This window comes from Aliiglaciecola sp. SL4, from assembly GCF_041538045.1.
Taxonomy (GTDB): domain Bacteria; phylum Pseudomonadota; class Gammaproteobacteria; order Enterobacterales; family Alteromonadaceae; genus Aliiglaciecola.
In genome coordinates, this window is record NZ_JBGOSE010000001.1 from 269477 (window position 1) to 295524 (window position 26048).

At 40.0% G+C, this 26048-nt stretch carries 26 protein-coding genes, 1 tRNA gene and 1 riboswitch; of the genes, 16 read left to right on the forward strand and 11 right to left on the reverse strand.

Annotated elements, in window-relative coordinates:
- Positions 1-10: 10 nt before the first annotated feature.
- The gene (locus AB6T38_RS01205; protein WP_372545460.1) at positions 11-427 is read left to right on the forward strand and encodes an acyl-CoA thioesterase; all 417 of its coding nucleotides are present in this window, start codon (positions 11-13) and stop codon (positions 425-427) included.
- Between the two features lie 91 nt (positions 428-518).
- Here the strand turns inward: AB6T38_RS01205 and AB6T38_RS01210 are convergent, their stop codons facing one another.
- Complete coding sequence (locus tag AB6T38_RS01210) at positions 519-1667, reverse strand: iron-containing alcohol dehydrogenase (protein WP_372545462.1); 1149 nt, start codon at positions 1665-1667, stop codon at positions 519-521.
- Positions 1668-1981: 314 nt separating this feature from the next.
- A riboswitch (TPP riboswitch) is annotated at positions 1982-2080 on the forward strand.
- A 60-nt stretch (positions 2081-2140) separates the two neighbouring features.
- Here AB6T38_RS01210 and AB6T38_RS01215 point away from each other — a divergent pair.
- From AB6T38_RS01215 to rimI, 7 genes are all read left to right on the forward strand, one after another.
- The gene (locus AB6T38_RS01215; RefSeq protein ID WP_372545464.1) at positions 2141-4204 is read left to right on the forward strand and encodes a TonB-dependent receptor; all 2064 of its coding nucleotides are present in this window, start codon (positions 2141-2143) and stop codon (positions 4202-4204) included.
- Positions 4205-4222: 18 nt separating this feature from the next.
- Positions 4223-4480 carry a YkoF family thiamine/hydroxymethylpyrimidine-binding protein gene (locus AB6T38_RS01220; RefSeq protein ID WP_372545465.1) on the forward strand — a complete coding sequence of 86 codons (258 nt, stop codon included), beginning with the start codon at positions 4223-4225 and terminating at the stop codon, positions 4478-4480.
- A complete protein-coding gene (pnuC, locus tag AB6T38_RS01225; protein ID WP_372545466.1) occupies positions 4480-5103 on the forward strand; it encodes a nicotinamide riboside transporter PnuC in 624 nt (207 codons plus the stop codon). Before AB6T38_RS01220 ends, pnuC begins: the two co-directional genes overlap by 1 nt.
- A gap of 63 nt (positions 5104-5166) precedes the next feature.
- Positions 5167-5970 (forward strand): phosphotransferase, encoded by an 804-nt coding sequence (locus AB6T38_RS01230; RefSeq protein WP_372545467.1) that lies wholly within the window; start codon positions 5167-5169, stop codon positions 5968-5970.
- Between the two features lie 88 nt (positions 5971-6058).
- Positions 6059-6135, forward strand: a tRNA-Trp gene (locus AB6T38_RS01235).
- 22 nt (positions 6136-6157) lie between these two features.
- A complete protein-coding gene (locus AB6T38_RS01240) occupies positions 6158-6655 on the forward strand; it encodes a hypothetical protein (RefSeq protein WP_372545469.1) in 498 nt (165 codons plus the stop codon).
- Positions 6656-6661: 6 nt separating this feature from the next.
- Entirely contained in the window at positions 6662-7111 is a 450-nt protein-coding gene (rimI, locus tag AB6T38_RS01245) for a ribosomal protein S18-alanine N-acetyltransferase (RefSeq protein WP_372545470.1), read from the forward strand.
- Here rimI and AB6T38_RS01250 read toward each other — a convergent pair whose 3' ends face one another.
- The 6 genes from AB6T38_RS01250 to AB6T38_RS01275 form a co-directional block, all read right to left on the reverse strand.
- On the reverse strand, positions 7112-7459 hold the full coding sequence (locus AB6T38_RS01250) for a helix-turn-helix transcriptional regulator (RefSeq protein ID WP_372545472.1): 348 nt from the start codon (positions 7457-7459) through the stop codon (positions 7112-7114).
- 351 nt (positions 7460-7810) lie between these two features.
- Positions 7811-7963, reverse strand: a complete 153-nt coding sequence (locus tag AB6T38_RS01255; protein ID WP_372545473.1) for a hypothetical protein — start codon at positions 7961-7963, stop codon at positions 7811-7813.
- A gap of 40 nt (positions 7964-8003) precedes the next feature.
- On the reverse strand, positions 8004-8162 hold the full coding sequence (locus AB6T38_RS01260) for a hypothetical protein (protein ID WP_372545475.1): 159 nt from the start codon (positions 8160-8162) through the stop codon (positions 8004-8006).
- A 9-nt stretch (positions 8163-8171) separates the two neighbouring features.
- Entirely contained in the window at positions 8172-8363 is a 192-nt protein-coding gene (locus AB6T38_RS01265; RefSeq protein ID WP_372545476.1) for a hypothetical protein, read from the reverse strand.
- Between the two features lie 91 nt (positions 8364-8454).
- Positions 8455-9174 carry a hypothetical protein gene (locus tag AB6T38_RS01270; protein WP_372545478.1) on the reverse strand — a complete coding sequence of 240 codons (720 nt, stop codon included), beginning with the start codon at positions 9172-9174 and terminating at the stop codon, positions 8455-8457.
- Entirely contained in the window at positions 9174-9440 is a 267-nt protein-coding gene (locus AB6T38_RS01275; protein ID WP_372545479.1) for a helix-turn-helix transcriptional regulator, read from the reverse strand. The genes AB6T38_RS01270 and AB6T38_RS01275 overlap by 1 nt, the downstream gene beginning before the upstream one ends.
- Positions 9441-10515: 1075 nt before the next feature.
- On the opposite strand from AB6T38_RS01275, the gene AB6T38_RS01280 reads away from it, so the two are divergent.
- From AB6T38_RS01280 to lysS, 6 genes are all read left to right on the forward strand, one after another.
- On the forward strand, positions 10516-11340 hold the full coding sequence (locus tag AB6T38_RS01280; RefSeq protein WP_372545480.1) for a type IV toxin-antitoxin system AbiEi family antitoxin domain-containing protein: 825 nt from the start codon (positions 10516-10518) through the stop codon (positions 11338-11340).
- Positions 11341-11365: 25 nt separating this feature from the next.
- Complete coding sequence (locus tag AB6T38_RS01285; protein WP_372545481.1) at positions 11366-12283, forward strand: nucleotidyl transferase AbiEii/AbiGii toxin family protein; 918 nt, start codon at positions 11366-11368, stop codon at positions 12281-12283.
- Positions 12284-12463: 180 nt separating this feature from the next.
- Positions 12464-14050, forward strand: a complete 1587-nt coding sequence (gene prfC / locus AB6T38_RS01290) for a peptide chain release factor 3 (protein ID WP_372545482.1) — start codon at positions 12464-12466, stop codon at positions 14048-14050.
- 35 nt (positions 14051-14085) lie between these two features.
- On the forward strand, positions 14086-15822 hold the full coding sequence (gene argS / locus AB6T38_RS01295) for an arginine--tRNA ligase (RefSeq protein WP_372545483.1): 1737 nt from the start codon (positions 14086-14088) through the stop codon (positions 15820-15822).
- Between the two features lie 184 nt (positions 15823-16006).
- Positions 16007-17105, forward strand: a protein-coding gene (gene prfB / locus AB6T38_RS01300) for a peptide chain release factor 2 (RefSeq protein WP_348490241.1) whose coding sequence is annotated in 2 segments (ribosomal slippage) — positions 16007-16081 and positions 16083-17105 — 1098 coding nt in all. Because the reading frame shifts where the segments join, the coding sequence is not laid out codon by codon here.
- Between the two features lie 43 nt (positions 17106-17148).
- Positions 17149-18693, forward strand: coding sequence for a lysine--tRNA ligase (gene lysS / locus AB6T38_RS01305; RefSeq protein ID WP_372545484.1), 1545 nt, complete (start codon positions 17149-17151; stop codon positions 18691-18693).
- Positions 18694-18726: 33 nt separating this feature from the next.
- Here lysS and AB6T38_RS01310 read toward each other — a convergent pair whose 3' ends face one another.
- Genes AB6T38_RS01310 through AB6T38_RS01325 form a run of 4 tightly spaced genes read right to left on the reverse strand, consistent with a single transcriptional unit; the run spans position 18727 to position 21270 of the window.
- Positions 18727-19626: a ketopantoate reductase family protein gene (locus tag AB6T38_RS01310; protein ID WP_372545485.1), complete on the reverse strand. Its 900-nt coding sequence runs from the start codon at positions 19624-19626 to the stop codon at positions 18727-18729.
- Complete coding sequence (locus tag AB6T38_RS01315; RefSeq protein WP_372545486.1) at positions 19620-19994, reverse strand: VanZ family protein; 375 nt, start codon at positions 19992-19994, stop codon at positions 19620-19622. Before AB6T38_RS01315 ends, AB6T38_RS01310 begins: the two co-directional genes overlap by 7 nt.
- Positions 19991-20692, reverse strand: a complete 702-nt coding sequence (locus AB6T38_RS01320; protein WP_372545487.1) for a TIGR01621 family pseudouridine synthase — start codon at positions 20690-20692, stop codon at positions 19991-19993. The genes AB6T38_RS01315 and AB6T38_RS01320 overlap by 4 nt, the downstream gene beginning before the upstream one ends.
- 20 nt (positions 20693-20712) lie before the next feature.
- Positions 20713-21270 (reverse strand): Hpt domain-containing protein, encoded by a 558-nt coding sequence (locus AB6T38_RS01325; protein ID WP_372545488.1) that lies wholly within the window; start codon positions 21268-21270, stop codon positions 20713-20715.
- Positions 21271-21387: 117 nt separating this feature from the next.
- Between AB6T38_RS01325 and AB6T38_RS01330 the strand changes: the two genes are divergently transcribed.
- Positions 21388-24255: a M16 family metallopeptidase gene (locus AB6T38_RS01330; protein ID WP_372546031.1), complete on the forward strand. Its 2868-nt coding sequence runs from the start codon at positions 21388-21390 to the stop codon at positions 24253-24255.
- Positions 24256-24388: 133 nt separating this feature from the next.
- On the forward strand, positions 24389-25993 hold the full coding sequence (gshA, locus tag AB6T38_RS01335; RefSeq protein ID WP_372545489.1) for a glutamate--cysteine ligase: 1605 nt from the start codon (positions 24389-24391) through the stop codon (positions 25991-25993).
- The last annotated feature ends 55 nt before the right edge of the window (positions 25994-26048 follow it).

Below are 26048 nucleotides of genomic sequence, written 5' to 3' on the forward strand. Positions count from 1 at the left end.
AGGAATACGAATGCGCTTTCTAACGCGAAGATTAGTGATGCCTGGAGATTTAAATTATGCGGACTCTTTGTTTGGTGGGCGTGCTTTAGAGTGGATTGACGAAGAAGCGGCTATTTACGCAATTTGTCAGTTAGAAACCAATGTTTTGGTAACAAAACATATTGGTGAAATTACTTTTGAATCACCGGCTTTGAAAGGTGATGTTGTGGAGTTTGGCTTAGCGACTAAAAAAGTGGGACGTACCTCCATTACCATTTCTTGTATGGTTCGAAACAAAGCCACTAAAAAAACCATCTGCATGGCAGATGATATTGTTTTTGTAAGTTTAGATCCAGCAACCAGAGAGCCAATCCCCCATGGCAAATCGATGAAAGAGCTGGAAGAACAAACGAAACAAGAATTGAGATCATTAAATTTAAACGATTAATTCCTTTTCATTTAATCGAAATTACAATAATGAGTTGGTTCAATGCCGCTAACGATGAGATTTTAATTCAACGTAAGCGGCATGTTTTGATTTATACGCTTGCACTTACTATATTTTTAACGTCTTCAGGGGTGATGTTTTGTCTCTCCCCAATTTTTGTCATACCCGCTTTTTCGAGCCTTGAAGCAACCTTATCAGCCACATCTGAGTCAATATTATATTCAGAAAGTGTCGTTTTTATTCCCATATCACGGAAGAATTGTTCAGTTTTTTCAATTACTAAATTAATTGCACCTTCTTCGTCATAGCGACTTAACCCCCAAACACGTTCGGCGTACTGAAGCAACTTTTCTCGTTTGTGCTCTCGTTGATATTGCATCACTCTGGGTAAAATAATTGCCAATGTAACTGCGTGATCCAAGTTATGGAGTGCAGTTAATTCATGTCCTATCATATGAGTAGACCAATCTTGAGGAACACCTACACCAATTAAGCCACTCAATGCTTGTGTAGCATTCCACATCAGATTGGCTCGTAAATCATACTCTTTTGAATTGAGAACTTGTGGACCAATATCAATTAGATTACTTAAAATTGATTCCGCAAAGCGATCCTGAACACTGGCATTCACAGGGTAAGTTAGATATTGCTCAATAACATGAACAAAGGCATCGACTACGCCATTAGCTAGTTGCCGTTGTGGTAAAGAATAGGTCACTTCTGGGTCAAGTACCGCAAATTTAGGCCTGACATGTTCAGACATAAAGGACAATTTAAGGTTGTGCTGTCGCCGTGTTACTACCGCGGCCGTGTTTGTTTCTGTACCCGTGGCTGGCAATGTTAAAATGCATCCTAGGGCAGTGGCCTGTTTAACTTTTTTCCCCTTGGCTAGAATGTCCCAAGGATCTCCCTCGTAATGTGTGGCTGCAGCAACAAACTTAGCCCCATCAATGACTGAACCGCCACCAACTGCAAGAATAAAATCCACACCTTCAGCTTTAACCATTGAAGCGGCTTTCATCAAAGTTTCATATTCAGGGTTGGGCTCTATGCCTGAAAACTCACACCAATTATGGCCCTCAAGTTGTTCAACAACCTGTTGGTAGATACCGTTATGTTTGATGCTCCCTCCACCGTATATCAACATGATTTTGGCGTCGGGTAATAAGGAAGATAACTTACTAATAGTGTCTTTTCCAAAAACAACTTTAGTAGGATTGTAGTAGATAAAGTTTTGCATTTTCAAATCCAAAATAAGGTTAAGAAGCTGAAAGGTTTCGATTATCTATATTGAACCACTAAGTGAGAAATTCAAGTTGAATGTATGAATTAACTGTCATTCATATATTCAATAATTTCCCTTACTTTCAGCGTATTTTTACAAGTTTAGACTATTCAACTGGTTAACCCATGTTTCTGAAATTGGCTGACGAAAAGGGAGGCTTCTTGGTTAAAGTAGCATAGGAACAGGTGAATTCTAAAAAACACTCATTTATTCATGGAGATCCGATTGCGCCCTTGCTATCATCTGATTGTTCAAGTTAAACAATAACTTGTTACACCAAGGGGTGCTCGTTGCTGAGATTCAAACTGTTGAAAACCCTTATACCTGATCCGGATAATACCGGCGTAGGAATGGTCATCAAGAATTTTTTAAAGCTTTCCATTTACTGCCGAAATACCGGATCTTTTCATTAATTAGAAGAGATCCAAATGAAATTGAAATTTCCTGTACTTTACACTACTTTTTTATGCGCTATCCCCTCATTAGCCTTGTCTGCTGAAAGTCTAGAAGTGATTACTGTTACGTCTGATTTTAGAGAAAACGATATTCAAAATGTAACCGCCAGTGTGAGTGTTATATCTGAAGATATCATCGAAAAACGTAACGCATTTCATCTTGAAGATATTTTAGGTATGGGCGCGAATATAAATTTTAGTAGTGGGGCTTCTAGAGGACGCTTTATTCAAATCCGAGGTATTGGTGAGCGCAGTCAGTATTCTGAACCAAATAACCCATCAGTGGGGTTACTGGTTGATGATTTCGATTTTTCTGGGTTTGCAGGTTTAGGCACTTTGTTTGATGTTGAACAAGTCGAAATCTTGCGTGGACCGCAAGCCACTGAGTTTGGCGCGGCAGGTATGGCTGGAACCATTAAAATAAAAACCACTGAAGCTGATGATCAGCAACAAACCAAATTTCTAGCTACTGTTGCTCAGCAAGGTACTTGGAATGTTGGTGCCGCTTACGGAAATCAAATTAACGATAAGCTGTTTTATCGTGTTGCTATTAATCAGTTTAAAAGTGACGGCTTTATCTATAATCAATTTCTTGATAGGGATGATACCGATAATCTTGATGAATTAACTGCTCGATTGAAGTTGAAATATTTAGCGACTGAAAATACAACAATAGATTTTAATTATCAGTATTTTGATATTGATAACGGCTACGATGCTTTTTCACTTGATAATGACGGGATCACCCGTTCAGATGAACCCGGTGTTGATACCCAAGAAACTCATGCGTTTGGTATGAAAGCGAAAATTGAGTTTTCCCAATCCACTCTAATTGGTTCGTTAAATCACACCACATCTGATTCTGTGTATGGCTATGACGAAGATTGGACTTATGTGGGCTTTCACCCGTGGGAATATAGTTCAACGGATTACTACTTTCGCGAAAGAGACTTAACCAGCGTTGATTTGCGAGTGGTATCAAATGATAAGGGCTTGATTTTTGATAACACAACACAGTGGTTAGTCGGCTTCTTCGGCCGAGATATTGACGAAAACACCCGCAGAAATTACACCTATGCTGAACAAGATTTTAGCAGCCAATACGACCCCATTAATCTAGGCATTTACGGGCAAACTGATACTCAGTTTAACGAGAATCTAAGTTTGAGCTTAGGCCTTAGAGCTGACCGTTTTAAAATGGATTATGTCAATAATGAGGGGTATGTGGAGCAACAAACCGACACCATGGTAGGCGGTAAAGTTGTACTTAAATATTCTATAAATCAAGCTTCTGTGTATTCGAGTGTGTCTAGAGGGTATAAAGCTGGCGGATTTAATCCTGATCAAAGAGTCACCGAGGAAAGTCGTTTATTTGCTCCTGAATATAATTGGAACTACGAAATTGGTATAAAAGGGCAAGCATTCGAAGATCAACTTTTTGTGCGGGTAGCGCTTTTCTACATGGATAGAGAGGATACACAGGTTAGCGATTACGACGTACAAATAAGTGAAGAAGGAATACCGAGTTTTATCGATATTATTGGTAATGCTGACGTAGGCACAAACAAAGGGGTAGAAGTGGAGCTTGATTGGCAAGTATCGGACTCCATCAACCTTAGTGCAAATTATGGATACCTAGATGCTTATTTTGGTGGTTACACCCAAGCCGATGGCACCTATATTGATAAACAATGGCAAGCTCAAGCACCAAAAAATTCATTTAACCTAGCAGCGTTAGGCTATATATCCCAAAATTTAAGTGTGCGTATAGAAGCAGATGGAAAAGATAATTATCGTTTTTCAGATGGACATGATGTGGAGTCTCCTTTTACGGTCTTAGTCAATGCCCAACTGCGTCTAGATTGGCAAGACTGGACGTTTTCAGTATGGGGTAAAAATATACTGGACCGTGAACACTATGTTCGTGGTTTTGGCGGGTTTAGTAATGATCCAAGAGACGAATATGCGACACCTGAACCTTACTTACAGCTTGGTGATGGTCGCCAATTTGGACTGACTGCAAGTTTACGTTATTAATTATATTGGACGCTTATTATGAAATCCGTAGTCGAAATCTCGTTATACCCACTTAACCAAAAATACTTAGCTCCGATTCAAGATTTTATTGATCGTCTTAACAGTTACCCCCAGTTAACTACGTCAACTAGCGACACTAGTACCATAGTGCGCGGAGACATGACGGAGTTAATGGGTATTTTGAATACTGAAATGCAAAAGACTTATACGGAAGTGGGCCAAGCTATTTTTGTTTGCAAGTTCCTAAATGGTGATGCCATGGGTGAATCTAACTAATGGGCGAACTTTATGCTGTTCTGTTGGAACAGTTTCAGCAACAATCAATGTTAGAGGTAGTGGCTGTGATGTTTTCACTGCTTTACCCTTGGTTGGCAGCTCGACAAAATATTCTATGCTGGCCAGCGGCATTAATTAGCACAACACTTTATGTCTATATCTTTTGGGAAGTCAGTTTACCCTTTAATAGTGTTCTTAATCTGTACTATTTAATGATGGCAATTTATGGGTGGCTAAAATGGCAAAAGAAAGATCAAGATAAAGCTCTAGAGGTCTCGGTTAAACCGCTATTTGTTCACCTATGGATTGTTTCTTTATTAGTAATGGTTGGGGTAGCGTTGCCACATCTAGTGACATTATCGTGGCAGGGAGCAGACTTATATCTAGATGCATTGGTAACCGTATTTAGTGTGTATGCCACTTACTTAATGGCCAATAAGGTGCTAGAAAACTGGCTATTCTGGATTGTTATTAACTCTTTTGCTGCTTATTTGTACTTTATTAATGGGCTGCTACTCACGGGTGTTATGTTTATTTGGTATTTTGGTTTAGCTATTTACGGTTATCTGAAGTGGCGAAAAGACTACCTCGCTGACTCCGTGGGCAAAGAGGTTTACCTATAAAACCTAACTTGAGTCGGTTGCATAGCAAGCGTATGCTGACATTCCTAGATTAGAGATAATATAATGAAAAAGGCCCGAATCATTGATGAATTGTTAGCGAGTCAACTTTTTGGACAACATTTGTCTTTAGAACCTGTAAAGGGTGGGGCGGTGAACTTAAGCTATCGCCTCACTACTCAATCGGCGGTGTATTTTCTAAAGACCTTTGAACTAAATCATATTACCCCCACAGACAGGCAAGCCTTGTTTATTCAACAACAGCAATTGAGTGAACTAGGAATAACTTCACAGCCGATTTACCTATCCAAAGCCCATGATTTTCAAGTTGAGTATTGGATTGAGCATGTTTCCTTATTAAACGTAAACAAACCAAAAAATGACAAAATTCAAATATTGGCAAAAGTACTAAGTGAAATCCATTCTCTACCAACGTTGGCTACCTCAATTGACTTACCCAAAGACTGGCTAATTTATTTGCATGCGGCCAGTGTTGATGATGAAGAGTATTGGCAGCAAAGGATAAACGGATGTAAACCAAGTTGGATTGAAACGCACAAAACTGATCAAGTACTTTGCCACAACGATCTTGCCATGGAACATGTGGCTATTCATGAGCCCGCTTTCGTGTTTGATTGGGAGTACGCATCTTTAGGTAATCGCTATTTTGATTTAGCCTCATGTGCACTAATAAATGATATGGATCATCATGAGATGATAACCTTGCAGTATAGTTATGCTCAATTTTGTGAATTAAGCGAACACCTTGTATTCGAGCAGTTCCAAAAACAATTTCCTATTGTACAATTGACTTATGACTTGTGGAAAGAAGCGGCAAAAACCATTTTATTAGGCGATGGAAATAGTTAAGTTCAAGAAAAGTGAATAAATTTTACTAAATTGCTGTGCAAACTACTTTACCTTTTATTATCCATGAGTATAATGCTGCTTCTTCTGCAGGGGTGTAGTTCCAATTGGTAGAACAGCGGTCTCCAAAACCGACGGTTGGGAGTTCGAATCTCTCCACCCCTGCCAATTTTTCTGTTAGTCTTAAAGAATGACCGAACTTACCTCGAAACCATTAAGCAAATATCAATCTGCCATGCTTACCCATATGGGAATTGTGCCGTGGCAATTAAAATCCAACGATCAAGATCCAGTTAATCTGGAAAGCAAGCGGCCTAATGAAAACGACGTATCTAGTGTTGAGCCTCAAATGCTTAGTCAAGAGCAAAAACAGGCTGGATTGCAAAGGCTAAGACAGAAAATTGAAACTACACGTAAATCTGTAAATCATGATGTGCTTTTGTGTTTGCCTGAGTGCAAAACAAGTCAGCTTTTGTCCGATATACTCGTGTTTGCAGATTTAAGCATGACAGACTGTATGTTTGAAGAAAGCGCAGATCCAAAAGATTATGCTGATTTCAAATTAGTCTGGCAGGTCGGTGAAAAAATCTCTATCAATGGTTTGGTGTTAACTGCTCCAGCCCCAGATCAAATTACGTCTAGCCAAGACAAAAAACAATTGTGGCAAATTTTACATCAGTTGTTTTGAGTTGTTATGGATAGGGCACTTCAAGAGATAAATAAAAGCAATTACTCAACTGCATTTTGTATACAGCAATCTTGTCATCTTAATCCATGGTCAGAATCTGTTTTTATGGATAGCCTAAGTAAACCTTATTTTGCGTTTCAATTGATAATCGATAATCAAGTTGTTGGCTATTACGTTGGGCTCACTGTGGCAGGTGAAGCAACTTTAATGGATCTTGGTGTAAGGGAAGAATGTCGAGGTAAAGGCTTCGGTCAGCAGTTGCTAGATCATTTTATGCAGCAATGTGACCAATTTAATTGTGAAGAGGTTTGGCTGGAAGTGAGAGAATCGAATCAAGCAGCCGTAACACTTTATACAAAAAGTGCTTTCGAGTTTGTAAAAGTTCGAAAAGATTACTACCCAACTAAATCAGGCCGTGAAAACGGCCTGATTATGAAAGCAACTATAAAGCAATAATTACCTTACAGCAGCACTCTCTAAATTCATTTGCTGGCTTGTATCAGAGCGTTCCATAGCCATTTGAACTATTGTAGAAGAGTTGAATTGACATCCAGTACACATGGCTATGAATTGATTCATACTTGGACTGCCAATATTCTTTTCCCAGTTTTCATAAGTCTTTCTGGTTTTTACATTTGCAAGTTTAGCCATTTGAACTGTTGTTAAACCTGCCTCTAAACGCATTTTACGCAAATCACTACCCGTTATATACATAAGGTTCCTACTCCATTTATTGTTATATATGTAGCAAACAATATTTGAATTGGCGTTAAAATATTTATTGTCTGCTTTAATTTTAAACATATTGTATGCAAGGTTTTGTGGATTGAATTCCACATTGTGTAAAAAATCATCCTTAATTTATAACTGTTTGTTTTTTATAGGTAAATAAATTACCGATTAAGATGATTTTATCCAAAAAAATGGATTTAAAGGGGGAAGAAGGTGCTTTTGTTATGTCTATAGCACCTTTCTGAAACGAATTTAGCCTCAAAGTAACGGAGTATTACTTTGTTGGAATGATCGCGCTATTAAGTTACTTATTTATACTTTAATACTTAAGGTGAGTAATATTGGATTACCATTCACTTAAAGTATCCCTAAATAAGTAGTCTTAAGTTTGTACTAATTTTTTTAAAAAATCAGATCACGCCTTTAAAAGCTCCAAAAAATGCTATACCAGCTACTAGTTTCTTCAGTACCAATGGGTGGCTTTTGTTTAGAGCCTGCATGTGCTTGAGTGGCAGCAACAGAAGTAGTCAGGGCTAGTGTCAACATAGCGGCTTTGATAAGAGTGTTGTGTTTCATAATATTTCCTTACTTTTATTAATGGGTTAGTGGTGTTTACTTAGCTGAAAAAATCAAGAATGTTGCCATACCAGCTGCTAGTTTCTTCAGTACCAATGGGTGGCTTTTGTTTAGAGCCTGCATGTGCTTGAGTGGCAGCAACAGAAGTAGTCAGGGCTAGTGTCAACATAGCGGCTTTGATAAGAGTTTTGTTTTTCATGGTCTTTCCTTAAATAAAGTAATGAGTTAATGGAGTTTTAATAGTTGAAATATTGGGGGCATTGCCGTAACAAACCCTTGGTTTATCTGTTTCGGCAAAAAGTGATTTTAGTTTAAGACTTGCGCGTGCACGACTAACCACATGGGTGGTGGATAGGACTAACGCAAACTGAATATGTTTGATTACGCTTTCGTGCTTCATTGTATTCCTTACATATTGTTCAAACTCAAATGTGGATTTAAATCCACACAGTGTAACAGTATGCGTTTTTTTTAAACAATTTTGCAGTAATTTATGCGCGAAGTAGTTTGGGAATGAGTAATTTATAGCTTTCGTAGAAAACTATCCAGATCAGGTAGGTATAGCAAAGTTGAGCTAGGTATGGATATGAAGTCCAAATCAACATTACTTTTGTATAGCCAAATACAGTTCGAATAATGTATTCAATAATCATAAACATTTGCAGTGCGGCGAATAGTGCATTGAGTTTGTACATTTGCCAATCGAGGTTTACGGATTCGACTTGTTGCTTTGGCAATAAATCAGACATGTAAGCAACACGCATGAAAAAAAGATGGCGAGCAAACAAATAAGATGACTGTAAAGTAATATACCAGTAAATTTCAGGGGCGATTATTTGATAAAATATCCAATAAAATTCAGCAAATATTGAAATAATTAGACTTAGCAACAGGAGTCTACTAGCTTTGTCGTATTTGATCTTGCAGTAAACAGCGATGCTTAGGAGATAAAAAGATGCTTTGATTAAATCAGTAAATTCTAGTTCGCTGATAGACCAGGCCGTTTCTTCAACTAATCGCTGAAGCACCAAAATTAAAACAACCCCTAAGATATTGATATTTTTCCGGCATACGATTGCAGTAAACACTAGGATACAGATAAATAATCTATCGAATAAAAGGGGGGTGCCAAAAGTATACATACCCGCAAAGATAAAAAGCCCTCCTAAGAGGGCTGTAATCAATTTGGGTAAATAGTGAGAAAGTAGCATCAGCTTTGTGAAAAGCCGAAATAATCCATCACGGTTGAGAAAAATGACTCTCTCGTTTGTTCAGAGGCCCTTTGACGACAAACAGACCACCATTTACTGATAACCTCTACACCAATACTATTCATGGTTTCAGGTTTGTCATTTTCTATGGCTGATACAGTTTCTCTGCTGATCCCAACTCTCAGACCAAGTTCTTCCTGAGTATAACCAGCTTCTTTTCTCAAAGAACGCAACTGCTCGCCGCTAAACCTCTTTCTTCGTGACATCGACATTTCCAATATAAATAAGAATCGGTAAAAAACTTACCAGCTTAAAATATAAGCTAAAAAAACCTAACAGTAAATCTAAAATTTCATTTTTTTACTTTATTTTTGTAAAATTTAGACTAATTAGTCAAAATAATTGAAAGTGCTCATAAGCTGCGGGACTTTTTCGCCTATCTCATATACAACTCGCGCCCAAAATTCTTTGTAATTATTTAGCTAGATTGAAGGGCCCATGTCATATCAGCAAGAAGTCGATAAACGTCGCACCTTTGCTATCATCTCGCACCCCGACTTGAACCGGTAAGACAACGTAAGCCACCTAAAGACATAAATATTAATAAAAACAAAATGTTATTAAGCACTTTGAGTTGTCATATTGACCATCAAAGCCTACTTTTGCCACCCTGAATCACTGGAAATGGGTACAAATTTGGGTATAAATTCTTGTGTGCAAAGGGCTTAAATAAATTTTGTACCTTTTCTTGGTTTTCAATAACTTAGAGGAAAAGGTATGGCACTCACTGAATCTTGGTTAAAAGCGCAGTACGGTAAAACAAAAACCAAAGAACTTGTTAAAGCTGATCGTGATGGACTATGCGCTCGCGTATCTCCAAAGGGTAAGGTGACATATTCGTTGCGGTATTACTACAACGGTAGCCGGAAACGGGAAGTTCATATATTCTGGAACCATTAACACGAGGAGCCCTTGCCCTTTGGGGCAGGGGCAACGCTTGCGCGCTTTTGGGGCTTAAGAGACCTGTCGGCCTATACCGCTCATGCTTCGCTGTACTGTCTCCGCTGTCGTCAGGCTTCCGCCCCAAAAGTTTGAATAAGGCTGGTTTTCGGTACTTTCAGTACCTAAAAACGCTTTTTATTAAACCTGTTGGTTTGTTTTTTGTTATTTATGCGGCGATTAACGCCGGATAAAATAACATTGGTAAACTTATTTGAATTATGTTAGTTTATGTCTATTGATATTTACGGCGATTAGCGCCGCGAATAGTATAAGTTATAAACTGTTTTGATGTTTTAGTGGGCTTGATAGCCAAAAACCATAGAAAGGTCAGTGCGCTTAGTGAATAGCACAACTTTACAGGACGATGGCGTAAAAGGCGCATATAAGCAGTCGCTTAAAGCGCTTTTACCTTATGGTATGTTGGCCACTAAAAAGTGGCTGGCCAAGCAGGGCTTAAGCGCCCATGCCATAGATAATGCCGTAAAAACAGAAACCTTGTTGTTACTCGCAGCAGGTGTATATAGCCAGTACTCCCGTTCTGTGAGCTGGGAAGGCGTAGTTGCCTCTATGCAGCGTATGGAGCAAGACGAGGGGGAGGGTATGACGCCCGTAGTGGTTGGTGGGTTATCAGCGCTTTCTTTGTCTGGATTGTCGCAGTATTTGTCATTGGGCAATAAAACGCATATTCATCTCTATGCGGCAGGTAAATTGCCGACATGGATGGCGCGTTTGTCATTACCTTTTGAGTTTGAAGGGCACAGTACAAGCAGGTTATGGCCTGAAAGCCTGTTATCAGACAAAGCTTTTATCAAAGAGCATGAGTGGGAGGCTGAATTACCGCCTGTATATTTCTCATGCCCTGAGAAGGCGATATTAGAATTATTGATGGATTTGCCAGAGACTGTGACCTTTGAGCATTCTGACGAGCTTATGCAGGGGCTTGTGAACCTATCGCCTAGAAAGCTCGATACGCTTTTAAAAGCTTGTAAGAGCGTAAAGGCCAAGCGCTTGTTTTTCTGGTTGGCTAAACGCCAATCCTATCCTTGGTTTAGCAAGCTAAACGTCAAGGACTATGACTTAGGCTCTGGTAAGCGTGTGGTAGCCAAAAGCGGAAAACTGGATACAGATTTTTTAATCACTGTGCCGTCACATTTGGTAATGTAAAGCGAAAGCTAGCCCTGATTAGAAAATGAGAGATAGAAACAGTATTTATTACAAGCAAGTGCAGTTATTGATGCAGGTTTTGCCCTTTGTCGCCAAGCAAGAGTGCTTTGCGCTTAAAGGCGGTACGGCGATTAATCTCTTTGTCAGAGAGTTTCCGCGTTTGTCGGTTGATATTGATTTGGTTTATCTACCCATGAAAGGCCGTGATGCAGCATTGCAGGAAATCAGCGATGCATTAGATGCCATAAGAGCAGATTTAAAAGCCGCGTTTAAAGATATAGAGCTTACAGAAGCCTATAAATCAAAGCGCGATGCACTGAGATTAATCGTTGGCCGTAATGGCGTGCAGATTAAAGTGGAGTTATCGCCCGTATTACGTGGCACGGTTTACGATCCGCAATTGATGGAAGTATGCGCCGCCGTAGAAAATGAATTTGGTTATGCAGAAGTGCCTGTGGTGGCCTTGGCTGATCTTTATGCTGGCAAAATATGCGCCGCACTGGATAGGCAGCACCCAAGAGACTTGTTTGATGTGAAGTGGCTCTTGGAAAATGAAGGTATGACGGATGAGATACGAAAAGCACTAATAATCTATCTCTCAAGTCACAATCGGCCGATGGCCGAATTGTTAAGGCCGCAATTTAAAGATATAGCGGCTATTTATGCAGGTGAATTTACAAATATGGCCGAGACGGACGTACCGCTTGAAGAGCTGGTGGCCGTGAGAGAGCGTTTGGTAGAGCTTATTCACCAAGGGCTAACCGATAGTGAGAAAGGCTTTTTACTGTCGTTTAAAAACCGTGAGCCGGATTGGGCGTTGCTTGGTCTTGATTATGTAAGTGAGCTTCCGGCCATTAAATGGAAACAGATTAATCTGGCCAAAATGCCAGATGACAAACATAAGCTAGCGCTAGAAAAGCTAAAAGAAGTACTGAATGTTTGATTTATAGTACTTAGTTATTTTGCTAGAATAGCGCTCAAATTTTTCAATGCTTTGATGGGAGGTTTTGCTGGCTGTAGGCCGTGGCAATCTGCTTGGGCTCTTTATTGAGTGAAACATCGGGGCTTAGAGTTAACTTTATTTTTTTGTACAAATAGTTGTACAAAACGGGAATTTAGATACATGGCAAACGCCGATTTTCTTAATGAAATCAATAAGCGAAGAACTTTCGCTATCATCTCTCACCCCGATGCGGGGAAAACCACTATCACTGAAAAAGTGCTTTTGTTCGGTAATGCGTTGCAAAAAGCAGGTACTGTAAAAGGTAAAAAATCAGGTCAGCACGCTAAGTCTGATTGGATGGAGATGGAAAAGGAACGGGGTATTTCTGTGACAACCTCGGTGATGCAATTTCCATATAAAGATCACCTAGTGAATCTACTCGATACACCAGGACATGAAGACTTCTCTGAAGATACTTATCGAACATTGACTGCCGTGGATTCTTGTTTGATGGTTATTGATGCCGCCAAAGGGGTGGAAGCTAGAACCATTAAGCTGATGGAAGTGACTCGGTTACGAGATACGCCAATCATTACTTTTGTGAATAAGCTAGATAGAGATACTCGCGATCCTATTGATCTTTTAGATGAGATCGAAGATGTAATGAAAATTAAGTGTGCACCTATAACCTGGCCAATTGGTATGGGTAAAGAATTTAAAGGTGTTTATCATTTACTCAGAGATGAAACCATTCTTTATCAAACTGGCATGGGACACACAATCCAAGAAGAGCGAATTATCAAAGGTATAGATAACCCTCAATTGGATGAAGCCATTGGTAGTTATGCTGAAGAAATCCGTGAAATGCTAGAGTTGGTCAAAGGCGCTTCACATGAATTTGATATGCAAGAGTTTTTAGATGGTGAACTGACTCCAGTCTATTTTGGTACGGCTTTAGGTAACTTCGGTGTCGATCACATGCTAGATGGGTTGGTGGAATGGGCTCCTAAACCCCAGGGTAGGGAATCTAATGATGGGCCAGTGTCATCTGAGCAAGATAAATTCAGTGGCTTCGTGTTTAAAATTCAAGCCAATATGGATCCGAAACATCGAGATCGTATTGCTTTTTGCCGTATCGTGTCAGGTAAATACGAAAAAGGCATGAAAATGCACCAAACTCGGATTGGTAAAGATGTGCGTATTTCAGATGCGCTTACCTTTTTAGCCGGAGATCGAGCTTTGTTAGAAGAAGCCTATGCCGGTGATATTATCGGTTTACACAATCACGGTTCTATTCAAATTGGCGATACCTTCACTTGGGGGGATAAATTCCGTTTTGCCGGTATTCCGAATTTTGCACCAGAACTATTTAAACGTATTCGATTACGTGATCCTTTGAAACAAAAACAGCTGCAAAAAGGCTTAATACAGTTATCTGAAGAAGGGGCTGTGCAGGTTTTCAGACCCTTAGTGAACAATGATTTGATTGTTGGCGCTGTGGGTGTATTGCAGTTTGATGTGGTCGTCGCTCGTTTGAAAGCAGAGTACAATGTGGATGCATTATATGAGCATGTAAATGTCAGTACCGCACGCTGGGTCTACAGTAAAGATGAGAAAAAATTAGATGAATTTAGACGTAAGGCTGAAGTGAATTTAGCCCTCGATGGTGGTGATAACCTGACCTACATCGCACCCACTATGGTGAACTTAAATTTATCCCAAGAACGCTATCCGGATATAGAGTTCCATACTACTCGTGAACACTAATATTCATTAAATTATAAAGAAATTAAGCTTAAATTATGAATTTACATACTGTCTTATTAGACCGTTTTAAAGCCGCATTAGTAGCGATAGGTGCACCTGAAGACGCGCCAGCGCCATTAGCCAAAAGCACGCGTCCAGAGTTTGGTGAATATCAATTCAATGGCGCTATGGCGTTAGCAAAGTTATTAAAGCAAAAGCCCAGAGATATCGCTACGAAAATAGTGGAAGCGGTGGAGCTTGATGACGTCGTAGAAAAGTTAGAGATTGCCGGTCCAGGTTTTATCAATATTCACCTAAAGCCTGAATGGTTAGCTAGCCAGTTACAAACAGCTTATGCTGACGAGCGTTTAGGAGTAGAGAAACAACCAGCGCAAACTGTTGTGGTCGACTATTCTTCACCTAACCTTGCCAAAGAAATGCATGTAGGCCATTTGCGCAGCACCATTATCGGCGATGCCGTGGTCAAGGCCCTTGAGTTTATGGGGCATAATGTTATTCGTCAGAATCACATGGGAGACTGGGGTACGCAGTTTGGCATGTTGTTGGCACACTTAAGTGACAAAATAGCCTCTAACCAAGTGGCGGAAACCGCACTTTCCGATTTAGAAGATTTTTATCGTGAAGCTAAAGTTAGGTTTGACGAAGAAGAAGGTTTTGCCGACCGTGCACGTCAATATGTGGTGAAACTGCAAGGTGGTGATGCCCACTGCTTGTCATTGTGGAAAGATTTTATCGATATCTCAATTAAGCACAGTGAAGAAGTTTACAACAAGCTAAATGTTTCCCTTACCCGCAAAGATATAATGGGTGAGAGTGCTTACAACGACGACTTAAAACCGACAGTTGATGAACTCATTGAAAAGGGCATTGCTGTTGAAGATCAAGGTGCGTTAGTTGTATTCATCCAAGAGTTAGCCAATAAAGATGGCGATCCTGCGGTATACATTATTCAAAAATCCGGTGGTGGTTATTTATATTCAACCACAGATCAAGCTGCAATTCGTTATCGCTGTCAAACATTAGGGGCTGACAGAACCTTAATCTTTACCGATGCACGTCAAGCATTGCACTTTAAACAAACTGAGATTGTGGCGCGTAAAGCGGGCTTCATTGCTCCTGAACAAACCTATGAACACTGTCCTTTTGGGATGATGTTAGGGCAAGACGGAAAACCCTTTAAAACGCGCAGCGGCAGCACTGTAAAGTTAGCTGACTTATTGGATGAAGCGATTGAACGTGCTGAAAAATTAATGGCAGCCAGAAAATCTGATTTCAGTGTTCAAGAACGCCAAGAAATCGCGGAAAAAATTGGTATCAGCGCAGTTAAATATGCAGATTTAAGTAAAAATAGAACCACTGATTATATTTTTAATTGGGACTCCATGTTGAGTTTTGAAGGCAATACAGCCCCTTATATTCAATATGCTTACACGCGAGCCAATAAAATATTTAAAGATGGGGCTGGTGATATTACCCAATTTGTTGCCAATATTGAGTTACAAAGCCCTCAAGAACGTGCTTTAGCGGTGAAATTATTACAGTATGTTGAAGCATTAAATTTACTGGTTAGTGAAGCGACACCGCACGTGTTATGTACCTATCTTTATGAATTGGCCAGCAGCTTCATGACCTTCTACGAAGCCTGTCCTATATTTAAAGATGGTGTGAGTGACGAGCAAAAGAACAGCCGAATTGCGATGTCTGCACTGACGGCTAAAACCATTAAATCAGGGTTAGATTTGTTAGGTATCAGCACCTTAGAGAAAATGTAACTGAGGATGCTACATTTTTAAAATCGCGGGATACATTTGGCGACTAACTGAAAAACCAGCCATTGTGCTTAGATCAAATAAAGGCAGTATCATTAATACTGCCTTTATCCTGTTTGCTATCTGTCCAAACGTCGCTAAATCCGGTAGAATCCACGCCCTAATTTAAAATACTCAAATAAGATTTATGTTTGAAATCAATCCTATACAAAATTTGCTAGCAGACGTTAGAGAGCGTAATGCATTGCTTCGGGGGTATCTTTGACTTCGATCTTAAAAAAGAACGATTAGAAGAAGTTAGCCGCGAACTAGAAAATCCCGAAGTTTGGAATGAGCCATCCCGTGCCCAAGCTTTAGGTAAAGAAAAAGTAGCTTTAGAACAAGTTGTTGAAACTATTGAAAAACTTGATCAAGGTACCGAAGATGTAGAAGGCCTTATTGAATTGGCCGTTGAAGCTGAAGATCAAGAAACCTTTGACGAAGCCCAAGCTGAACTTGATCAGTTGGTTGAGCAACTGGAGTTGCTTGAATTTCGTCGTATGTTTTCAGGGCCGAATGATAGCAATGATTGTTATCTTGATATTCAATCGGGATCTGGCGGAACCGAAGCCCAAGATTGGGCAAATATGATTTTGCGTATGTATTTGCGATGGGGCGAAGCCCACGGTTTTAAACCAGAACTAATTGAGGTTTCTGATGGTGATGTAGCAGGGATCAAGAGTGCTACCATACGCTTTGCAGGAGAGTATGCATTTGGTTGGTTACGCACTGAAACTGGGGTGCACCGACTAGTGAGAAAGTCACCCTTTGATTCAGGTAACCGTCGTCATACGTCATTTGCATCGGCTTTTGTTTATCCAGAAATCAATGACGATATCGAAATTGATATTAACCCAGCTGATCTACGTATTGATACATATCGCGCATCGGGAGCCGGTGGGCAACACGTAAACCGCACAGATTCAGCGGTACGGATTACCCATTTACCCACAAATATTGTGGTGCAATGTCAAAATGACCGTTCACAGCATAAAAATAAAGATCAGGCTTTTAAACAGTTAAAAGCTAAATTACACGAATACGAAATGCAAAAACAGAACGACGAGAAACAAGCCATGGAAGACAGTAAGTCCGATATAGGTTGGGGCAGTCAAATTCGTTCTTATGTATTAGACGATTCGCGGATTAAAGATTTACGAACGGGTGTTGAAACCAGAAATACCCAAGCCGTTTTAGATGGCGACTTAGATAAATTCATTCAGGCCAGCTTAAAGTCTGGTCTTTAACAAATAGAGTCTTTTTACAGATTAAACACTTTCAGGAAAGTCGATGACTGACATTCAGCAAGATGAAAATAAACTAATTGCGGAACGCCGCAGCAAACTAGAGCAAATTCGTAGTGAGTGTAGCTCTAATGGTTTTCCAAATTCATTTAGACGTGAATTTTATAGCCAGGATTTACAAAACGAATTTGGCGAGCACGAAAAAGATGTCCTTGCTGAGTTAGGCAAAGTGGTTAGTATCGCAGGTCGTATACTGGCTAAACGTGGTCCATTTTTGTTGCTACAAGACATGACTGGGCGTATTCAATCATACGCAGCAAAAGATACCCAAAAAGATATTAAAGCCCGTTACGGTAGTTTGGATATTGGCGACATCATCGGCGTAAAGGGTGTGTTGCATAAATCTGGTAAAGGCGATTTGTATGTCAACATGGATGAGTATCAATTACTCACAAAATCTCTGCGTCCGTTACCTGAGAAGTTCCATGGCTTGGCAGATCAAGAAACCAAGTATCGTCAGCGTTATGTGGATCTGATCACCAATACCCAAACCCGTGATACCTTTATGATCCGCAGTAAAATTGTGACCGGTATCCGTAATTTCTTAACCCAAAGAAATTACATGGAAGTTGAGACACCTATGCTGCAGGTTATTCCTGGCGGTGCAACGGCCAAACCTTTTGTTACTCATCATAATGCCTTAGATATTGATATGTATTTACGTATCGCTCCAGAGCTATATTTGAAGCGTCTTGTGGTCGGTGGTTTTGAGCGAGTGTTTGAAATTAACAGAAACTTCCGTAATGAAGGTCTGTCAACTCGTCACAACCCTGAATTCACCATGCTTGAGTTTTATCAGGCCTATGCTGATTATCACGACCTAATGAATTTAACCGAAGACATGCTGCGCACATTGGCCCAGGATGTTTTAGGTAGCACTATTATCAAAAGCACTGAAAAAGACATTGAAGGCAATGTTATCAGTGAAGTTGAATATGACTTTGGTCAGCCATTCGAACGCCTAACTATGAACGATGCAGTTCTGAAATACTGGCCTGAAGCCAATGAAGCGGCAATTAAAGATCCAGAAAATCACTTGGATGAGTTGAAAGCCATGGCTAAACAGCTGAAAATTAAAGAGCCTGAAGTTGATGGTATCTGGGGCGCTGGTAAATATTTGTGTGAAATCTTTGAAGCAACTGCGGAAGAGAAATTAATCCAACCTACGTTTATCACGGCTTACCCATGGGAAGTTTCACCTTTGGCCCGTCGTAATGATGAAAATCACTTTGTTACCGACAGATTCGAATTTTTCGTGGGTGGACGTGAACTAGCCAATGGTTTCTCGGAGTTGAATGACTCTGAAGATCAAGCTGCGCGCTTTAAAAAGCAAGTAGAAGAAAAAGATGCTGGGGACGACGAAGCCATGCACTTTGATGAAGATTACATAACGGCGCTTGAGTATGGTCTTCCTCCTACTGCTGGTGAAGGTATTGGTATCGACCGTTTGGTGATGCTATTCACTGATAGTCCAACCATAAAAGATGTTATTTTATTCCCGCACATGAGACCTCAGGGCACTCAGGAATAACTAATCACATTCTAGTCAAATAGAGACTTATTCTTACTTGTAATAAGTCTCTATTTTTCTTATCTGTTCAAGTAAACTGCTATTTGCTGGGGTGGATACCGATAACTTTTCCCCTTGGCTCACCACATAACCACTAATGTTTTCTATTTCTGTTTGACGTTTATGCTGCACATCTTGGTGCATAGACGAATAATTCGCTGCTGTCTTTTCAACTATTGCCATGCAATTGCTCACTAGTTCATTCTGGGTAACAGGCAAATCTAAACGATTCATTAAAGTCGCTATTTCCGCGCTGACAGCCATAATTGTGCTGCGATATTGTGGTTCGGCTAATTTCCCATTGGGAATGTTATGAATCGCAGTTAGTGGGTTTATCACTGAATTTACTGCCAACTTACGCCATAATACCTGCAATATATCTTCATGCCAGTTACAAGGTGGTAGCAGTCTTTCAAACAGCCCTTGGAAGTAGAGGTTATCCTCGCTATTACGCAGCCAGCCTCCTTGAGTCGCGCCAATGCCGGTAATATTTACACCATCTGCTTGGTGTTTAAACGCGCCATAACTGGTGGTTGCAATAATAATGGGATTGTCCGGTACAAGCTGCAAAACATGCTGATGATCCACCATTCCATTATGTAATAAAACCAAAGGAACCTTAGGGTTAAGTTGCGGCTTGTATTGTTGGATAGCGGGAATAATTTGATAGGCTTTAAGGGGCAAAATAAACAGGTCACTATCAATTGAATCCGTCACTTGTTGATAAACCGGTTGCAAAACTGTTGCTTGGTGCTGTGGTGATTGTTGTGAAAACTGGCAATGGATTTCAGTAGGGGACTCAGAGCGAGCTATAATACGATAATCGATTTGTAAGTGTTGGCATTGCAGTGCCAATAGGTTGCCGATTGCACCGTTACCTAGAATTGTTAACATGACCATGCCTTCCGTAACACGCGATATATTCTGGTGAAAATTTCAAGCAACAGGCACGCAACCACAATACCGATAAAGTCAGCATACAGATCTTCCCAACTGCCACTTCTATACGGAATTACGTTTTGAATACACTCACTTGCCACAGCAAATATGCTCAGCACAAAACCAATAATCCAATGATTAATGCGTAAACTTGCTGCAATTGAACAGGTTAATAGTAAAAAAATGCTAGCGTGTTGTATCTTATCGTAACGGGTGTCGAGGGGAATGTACTCTACCGGGATCACCGCAGCTATGGAAAAGATAAAGAAAATAGATAATCCTAAGACTACGCCCCAAGGGTGTCGAATATAGCGATCAATCATGTATTCGACTTTTTAATATTTAATTGCGGCCAGGCTAAATCCCAAGGTGATAGTAGTGCGGCTACTTTGGGGTTATCTGTTGAGATTGCAAAGTGCTGACCAGATTCTGGCATGCAGTTGATCTGAATGTGTTGCCCACCATCTTCGAACGCTAATCCATAAGCATGAAGGTAAGTGCGATCCGATGGTGTGCCCCCATAACTGTTATCGCCTATTATTGGACTGCTAAGGCTTTTCAACATCACTCTAATTTGGTGGGTTTTACCTGTATGAGGTTTAATTACAAATAGGCGTTGTCCATCACCTAACCCAGCACTAAAAAACTGTCCAGCGGCTGGCTGTAAAACTGATTTTTTAAGGGCCCACTTGCCATCACGTATTTTATGCATATCACCGATGACTGAACCCTGTTTTTTCTTTGGTTTTTTATCGCTGATGGCCAAGTAATATTTCTGAATTTTGCGTTCAGCAAAATACTGACTTAACCGACTAGCTGCATTGACGTTTTTAGCTAAGAGTAGTAAACCAGAAGTGACTTTATCTAAGCGATGAACTAACCAAAGCTTATCCAGTTGCAATTGCTGTTGAATAAGCGGCAAGATGCCAGAATGTATCTGTTCATTTTGAACGGCTATACCTTCAGGTTTATTTATAACGACAAAATCATCATTTTCAAACACCACTGGGATAGATTTCATCAACTCGCAGCCATAACTAACTAAGCGCTTCTATTGATAACATTCAACGCTTCAGGGTAATCCAAATCGTCGACCGCATTAACTATTTGTTGTTTGTCATTTTCTGCTATGGCACAGTCATCGAGCAAAGAATTTAGCTTATCTGGGGTGACAAATTCATTATTTTTCAACATTTCAATTAATTCATCACGACTGGTTTTAGGGGATACACCTGAACCTTCTTGAGGTGTTAAGTCATCGTTGGCTAGACTATTAATTTTACTCATTGTCGTATTAAGTAAATTTAGGAAATTCGCTTCGTGTTCAACAATATCAGCTTGATTTATCACACAACTTTCCAAATTCTTAGAGGAAATATGTAAAGCATTAAGTCCTAAGTTGCCAGAAACACCTTTAACGGTGTGAATGACTTCTTTATAAGCCTTGAGATCGTTAGATTGTTTTAAATTAGCCAGCTCATTTTCTAAGTTTTCGTATTGCTCATTGAACTTCAAGAGTAACTTAATCAGTAATGATTGATTACCACTTAGCTGCGATACCGCAAAATCTAAATCAATAATTTGTTCTTCTGTATTCATTTTCGTACTCACCTGACACATTTTCTAACAACATATTACTTTATTTGTGCCATCAAGGTAGACTTAATACACAAGGTTACTTAAAAATTCTCGAATAGAATATTAATAAAAGGCAGTATTGTGAAGAGACTCTTTTTGATAGTGGGAAGCGCAGCGTTACTTCTCACTGGGTGTTCCACTGAAAATCAATCTAATCCACAGGTTTTAATCGATAATCTCCCCGCTGGCATAAAACTAGTTGAACAACACTCAGCTAAAAGCGACGGCGAAGTTTCCATTCCCTTTAGCAAGTATCAATTAGACAACGGTTTGACCGTGGTTTTGCATGAAGATCATTCCGACCCATTGGTGCACGTGGATGTCACTTATCATGTTGGTTCAGCCCGAGAAGAGGTAGGGAAATCTGGTTTTGCTCACTTTTTTGAACATATGATGTTCCAAGGGTCGAAAAACGTAGAAGATGATGAGCACTTTAAGATCATTACCGAAGCCGGCGGCTCAATGAACGGGTCAACTAATAGTGATAGGACCAATTATTACGAGACAGTGCCGGCCAATCAGTTAGAAAAAGTGCTGTGGTTAGAATCTGACCGTATGGGTTTTCTACTCGACACTGTCACCCAAGAAAAATTCGAAATCCAACGTGAAACCGTCAAGAATGAACGAGGGCAGAGTTACGACAATCAACCTTACGGTTTGCGCAGTGAGCGTAACGGTGAAACTTTATATCCCGTTGGTCACCCTTATTCATGGTCTACCATTGGTTACGTAGAAGATCTCGACCGAGTCACTGTCGAAGATTTAAAAGCTTTTTTTAAACGCTGGTACGGACCCAACAACGCCGTGTTAACCATTGGCGGTGACATAGATAAAAACAAAACCTTAGCTTGGGTCAAAAAATATTTTGGCAGTATTCCTAAGGGACCGACAGTGGATGCACCAGAAAAGCTGGCGGTGACATTAGAAAGCGATCGTTACGTAACCATTGAAGATCAGGTCTATTTACCGCTTATTCAATTAACTTATCCAACGGTGTATGTCAGACACCCCGATGAAGCGCCTTTAGACGTGCTATCGGATATTTTAGGAGGCGGTAAAACCTCACTATTTTATAAAAACCTAGTGAAAGATAATCATGCTGTGCAAGCAATGGTTTCCCATCCGTGTAGAGAGCTTTCTTGTGAGTTTCAGCTCATTGCCTTGGCAAATCCTGCTAAGTCTACGAAATTATCAGATCTACAACGACGTATAGAAGAATCTTTGCTTGAGTTTGAATCTCGCGGAGTTAGTGCAGATGATTTAGCTAGAACTAAAGCTAGTATTGAGTCTTCGACTATATTTGGCCTACAAAGCGTTTCCGGAAAAGTATCAACCTTAGCGGCAAACGAAACTTTCGATGGCAAACCGGACTTAGTGCAATACGATCTTAACAGATACAATGATGTAACCGCCGAAGATGTTATGCGGGTTTATCGCAAATACATAAAAGGAAAGGCAAAAGTTGTATTGAGCATAGTGCCAGCGGGTCAAACAGAATTGGTGGCAAAAGCACAGAATTTTGAGCTTCCAGAACGCGATCTTACTACCACCACTGTCAATCAAAAAGTCAAAGCGCCAGTGATAGTTGATGATTTCGACCGTTCAATTATGCCAAAGGCTGGCCCCAACCCCACGGTTAAAGTGCCTGAATACCAACGTACTCACTTTGAGAATGGGATTGAAATGCTTACCCATAGCACGGATGAAACACCCACTGTAACTCTGCTACTGAGTTTAGAAGGGGGACCATTACTTGACCCAATTGAAAAAGCGGGGCTGGCGAGTTTCACTGCCGAAATGATGAATGAATCAACAACAACCATGTCGAACGAACAAATGGCGAATGAGCTGGCCTTGTTAGGAAGCCAAATTAGCTTCAATGCAGGAGGGCGATATACGCAAATTCGGGTAAATTCCTTAGTTCATAACTTAGATAAAACCTTAGCGCTGTTAAAAACCAAATTGTTTAATCCTGCATTTTTGCAGGAAGATTTTAATCGAATTAAACAAAGCCTAGGGCAACAGATGCAGCAACAATTAAAAAATCCATCGGTGTTGGCTGCGCGCGCTACAGATACCTTGTTATACGGTCAAAATAACCGCATAAGCTTGCCTGATTCTGGCAACTTGACTACCCTAAATAACATTGAACTAGAAGATGTTAAGGCGTTTTATCAACAGTATTATTCACCTTCAATGGCCAATTTAGTGATAGTTGGCGATATCGACCAGAAACAAATTAGTCAGGACATTCAGTTTCTCATTGATTGGCAGGGTAAATCTTATCAAATACCTGAATATCAGCCATTTCCAAAACATAAAGAAGCTAAAATCTATTTAGTGGATAAACCCGGTGCTGCGCAATCTGTGGTGCGTATCGTTGAGCTTGCATTGCCTTACGACCCTAGTGGTCAACAATTTAAAAGTAAGTTGATGAATTATCCGTTAGGCGGCATGTTTAATAGTCGAATAAACCTCAATTTACGTGAAGATAAAGGTTACACCTATGGTGCATCAAGTCGTTTTGTAGGCGGTAAAACCCTTGGACGTTTCCAAGCTTCGGCTGATGTTAAACAGGAAAATACTGGGGACAGCATCAAAGAGTTTCTGACTGAAATACAGCAGTTTAGTCAAACCGGAATGACAGAAAGTGAATTGTTATCAATGCGCAGTGCTTATACCCAAGCGGATGCTCTGAGCTATGAAACTCCATCTAGCAAAGCCAACTTTTTGAATCACCTGCTCACCTATGATTTAGAGCGGGAATATCGTGAAAAACAAGGTGAGATAATTAAAAATATAAGCTTAGAAGAACTCAATGAGCTTGCCCGTACTTTGCTTGATATTAACCGTATGCAAGTTATTGTAGTGGCTGATGCTCAAAAGGTTAAACCACAATTAACCGAATTAGCGCGTGAAATTGTTGAAATAAACGTTTCCGAATAAAATTTGTTATTATTTGCTTAAACCTTAATATAGGGGGAGGGGATATGTATCTATTGTTTATTTGGCGATTTTTGCTTGAAAATCAAATATTTTTCCCCACCTTTAATATTCGATTTTTCATTAGGAATGTATTTTGACGTCTAGTTCAATGTCTTTTGCTGATCGCTTAGCGATCCTTCAACGCGCAGATGTGCGTGCTACTTTGCCTCAAATTAAACACGGTGTTGAGCGTGAAACGCTTAGAATTAATGCCGATGGTGGCCTAGCGAAAACTCCTCATAATGAAAAATTAGGGGCGGCTTTAACCCACGACTTTATCACTACCGATTTTTCTGAATCTCTGTTGGAGTTTATCACTCCACCTGAGTCAGATCCCAATGTGACCATAGATCAACTTCGTGATGTGCATAAGTACGTAATCGAAAATATTGGTGATGAGCGGTTGTGGCCCATGAGTATGCCGTGCTTTATAAATGGCGAAGACAATATTCCCATTGCTAATTACGGTAGCTCGAATGTGGCAAAAATGAAGAGTCTTTACCGTGTGGGATTGAAAAACCGTTACGGTAGTATGATGCAAGCCATCGCGGGCGTGCATTTTAACTTTTCGTTATCCACAGAGTTTTGGCAGCAATGGTTAGCTAACCTTGATGGCGCTAAAGCCGACAAACATAGCATCTCAGATGCCTATTTTGCCATGATCAGAAATTACCGCCGGTTTTGTTGGTTAATCCCGTACTTGTTCGGTGCTTCTCCAGCTATTTGCGGCTCATTTATTCGTGGCAAAGAGACTAAGTTACCCTTCCAACATCTAGGTAAAGGGACTATGTACTTACCCTATGCAACCTCACTAAGAATGAGTGATTTAGGGTATACTAATTCTGAACAGTCGGGTTTGAATATCTGTTATAACCAGATGGATAGCTATATTTCATCAGTACGCAAGGCGATCAATACCCCGTCGGAAAAGTATGCTGAATTTGAAAGTAAGAAAGGTGAAGAATATCGTCAACTTAATAGTAATGTACTGCAAATTGAGAATGAGCTTTATTCACCTATTCGTCCTAAACAACCCATTTTACCATTAGAAAAACCCACTGATGCTCTTGCAAAAAGAGGGGTTAACTATATCGAAGTTAGAGCCCTTGATGTCAATCCGTTCAGTGATATTGGAATTTCCAAAGAACAGTTTTATTTCTTAGATGTATTCTTAACTTATTGCCTAATTGCGCCAAGTGACTTTATGACCCAAGAGCAATATGCAGAAACAGAAAGCAATCTAAAAGCGGTTGTCGTAAATGGTAGAGATCCAGAGTTGAAATTAAGTGATGAAACTCAGTTGAAGTCTATCCCTCAATGGACAGAGAAGCTTTTCGCCGAAATGGCACAAGTGGCCACTGTATTAGATGAGGCGAATGATTGTACTCTTTATTCACAAGCATTTGAGCAACAAAAACAAAAGGTCGCAGATCCATCATTAACGCCCTCTGCCCAGTTGTTAGAGATGTTACTAAGCGAAAACAAAGATAATGGTACTTTCGGTGTTGAATTGGCACAGAAGTACCGTGATGAATTACTCAACGCTGATTATAAAGTTTATTCTGAAGCATCTTTTGCGCAGCAAGCGAAGGACTCTATTAAAATACAAAAACAGAGAGAAGAAGAAGATACCTTGTCTTTTGACGAGTTTTTAAAAGATTACTTTGCCGCTCCTCAAAGTAATTATTTAGCTAAATAATTACTAAAAGAAAGACAAAAAAATGCCTGACTCAAGGTCAGGCATTAAACTACTA